Annotated in this window: 3 protein-coding genes and 1 pseudogene; 1 reads left to right on the top strand and 3 read right to left on the bottom strand. The window is 31.2% G+C overall.

Going from position 1 to position 1,151, the window contains the following annotated elements:
* Positions 1 to 181: 181 nt before the first annotated feature.
* From F6K40_RS41255 to F6K40_RS41265, 3 genes and pseudogenes are all read right to left on the bottom strand, one after another.
* Positions 182 to 397, bottom strand: a complete 216-nt coding sequence (locus tag F6K40_RS41255) for a transposase (RefSeq protein ID WP_365674498.1) — start codon at positions 395 to 397, stop codon at positions 182 to 184.
* A gap of 1 nt (position 398) precedes the next feature.
* Positions 399 to 803 carry a hypothetical protein gene (locus F6K40_RS41260; protein WP_365674504.1) on the bottom strand — a complete coding sequence of 135 codons (405 nt, stop codon included), beginning with the start codon at positions 801 to 803 and terminating at the stop codon, positions 399 to 401.
* A gap of 84 nt (positions 804 to 887) precedes the next feature.
* Positions 888 to 977: pseudogene (locus tag F6K40_RS41265) on the bottom strand (hypothetical protein); the annotation flags it as partial.
* 13 nt (positions 978 to 990) lie between these two features.
* On the opposite strand from F6K40_RS41265, the gene F6K40_RS41270 reads away from it, so the two are divergent.
* Positions 991 to 1,151 (top strand): transposase (locus tag F6K40_RS41270; RefSeq protein ID WP_365674501.1); only part of this gene is annotated, 161 nt, incomplete at its 3' end.

Raw genomic sequence — 1,151 nt, forward strand, 5'->3', positions numbered from 1 at the left:
AAATCTTCTCTTTGCCTAGCAATATGTATTCAATGAATAATTAATAATGAATAATTAATAATGAAAGAAGGAATATAATAATTAATAATAATTAATAATTATTAATTATTAGAAGTTTATTGAGTTAAATTAAATTCTTATAATTATTAATTGTTAATTATTAATTATTAATTATTAATTATCAAAGTGCCTTTTTCCAGTTATTAGAACCAATTTCTTTTCTATCTGCTTGACCTTGCTTTCTGGCTAAATTCGATTGTGCTTTTCTATAAAAATTTGGAACAGGAACAGTTTCTCCAGTATTAGTAGTTAAAAACTCTTTCAAACCTACATCAATACCCACAGCAGTTTTTATATTATCTGTAGAGATTAGATTAGGGACAGACTTATCTTCCAAACTAAAACTCACTTGCGGAACCGTCAGCTTTCTTTGTTATAGTTGCAGTTTTAATATTAAAACCTTCGGGGATAGGTCTATGAACTATTACTGGAATAGCGCCAAACCTGCTAATAATAATTTGCTTACCATTAAATTTAACTACTGCTTTAGGATGATTAACTCTACTAAAACAGAATGATCTTAATTTGCCAGGCTTCTTAAATCTTGGTCTACCAAATCTCTTGCCTGTTTGATCTGGAACTAACCAACGTTTCCAAGCTTTATCCAACCTTTGTAAGTTAATTTGTTGAACTTCAGAATATATGTCTTTGTATTCTGGAAAGAGAATTTTTGTTTGTTTAAGTGCTGATTGTTGAAAATAATAACCAGGTTTGCCAGGAATCTCGCCGATAGGACATGACATTGTTGAGCATCGGTCTAATTGACACCTAGTTCTATTTAACCAGTCTAGTCTTTGAGCCAAAGCGTAATTCCAATGCCTCCTGAGCAACTCTAGCCAATAGTCAATTTTGACTGACTGTTCACAAGTGGGCTTGATTTTATAGCAATAAGTAATTATCATATTTTGATTGTACATTTACTGCTATGTTATGTCAAGCAACTATAACAAAGGTTTTAGGTCTGTTTATTCTCTTACTGTTCATATAGTATTTGTCACCAAGTACCGAAAAAAGGTAATTGCCTCTGAAATACTCCCGCAGTTACATAAAATATTTGATGAAACCTGCCAAAAGTGGGAATGTGAGTTAGT

It is taken from the genome of Okeania sp. SIO3I5 (genome assembly GCF_010672085.1).
Classification (GTDB): domain Bacteria; phylum Cyanobacteriota; class Cyanobacteriia; order Cyanobacteriales; family Microcoleaceae; genus Trichodesmium.